1 protein-coding gene is annotated in these 1,193 nt (G+C 34.5%); it reads left to right on the plus strand.

Translation table 11 applies throughout. The features are described from left to right. Positions 1-102 precede the first annotated feature (102 nt). The gene (locus tag BGC07_RS15095) at positions 103-831 is read left to right on the plus strand and encodes a hypothetical protein (RefSeq protein ID WP_069313915.1); all 729 of its coding nucleotides are present in this window, start codon (positions 103-105) and stop codon (positions 829-831) included. Positions 832-1,193: the final 362 nt, after the last annotated feature.

Raw genomic sequence — 1,193 nt, forward strand, 5'->3', positions numbered from 1 at the left:
TAGTCATTTAAAATCGAACATTGCTGAAATTAGTAAAAAATTTAACACCAATAAATCCATTTTTCCAAATTAAATCAAACAGTTGATGACATAGCAAAAGCTATGAATGGTTTAGAGGGCAACACAAGCAGTATAGAAAGCGCAACATTTGGGACTAAGGAAGAGGAGTTATTGAAATATTTCTTTGAAGGAATAATTGTAGACGGTAAAAATACTCTAGTTGATCATATAAAGAAGCTTCATAATTCTACCCTGGATAAGAAACTATGCCCTCCTTTCCATAAGGACAGGGTGAATGAATATAATGAGGGATCTGCCATATTAGATATACCTTTTAAATTATGGGAAGGGCCTGATAATAAAGGTAATTATAAAGCTATTGTTGGTGGGAAAGAGTGTGAAATCCCAATTGATAATCGTGATAGCCGCAATGGTGAACTTAGAGGAGGTGAATTTGAAAAATATCGCACTAATAATCCTAATGGAACTTTAAGGGCAAATTTTGTTAATAATCCAACTCAAGCCTTTATTACTGATCTTCCTGTGATTGTAGGACCTCTTGCTGGTGATCTCTCTCCAGATGATATGGCGAAGCTATCAAAGATATTAGAAAAATATGCAGAATTTATTTGTAAAAATTTAAATAATAATAATGTGAATGAGGTGTGTGCTAGCATTATTTCAGCAGAGAGGCAAGGAATAGAGCCTGATTTTTCACTAGAGAGTGATGATACTGATCCAACTAATAAAGATCCTTTTTTGATTTTAGAAATTATAAGGGAGATTGAGGGAAAAAAATCGAATAATCAAGCGCCAGGACTTTTAAAGTGATAAATATTCTTGTTAAGTCAACTAGGGTACTTTGATAAGAGATTCTTCATGGTCAATGGTAGATAAATTATTCATTTTCTGCATGAAGATTATCATGACTGTAGTAGCACATATAAGCTTTTACATCTTGTCTTGTTAAATGTACAATATTAGCTGCAAACTGCAGCGTCACCTGAGAGCATAGCCATGAGATGGACAGCCGAAGCTTTTATAGTCGTCGTACTAGTGAGGTGACTTTGTCACACTGGATGTACAAAACACCTATCGAATTAGCGATGCTTGCAACAAGCATATAAAGACTGATGTGTAAGCATCCATTTTCATTAGACTACAGTAGAAAAACGATGGGGCTGTACTGTATT

Source organism: Piscirickettsia litoralis, assembly GCF_001720395.1.
Lineage (GTDB): Bacteria > Pseudomonadota > Gammaproteobacteria > Piscirickettsiales > Piscirickettsiaceae > Piscirickettsia > Piscirickettsia litoralis.

Excerpts from the sequence above, each read along its gene's own strand:
- BGC07_RS15095 (WP_069313915.1), top strand. The coding sequence starts at position 103 with ATGAATGGTTTAGAGGGCAACACAAGCAGTATAGAAAGCGCAACATTT.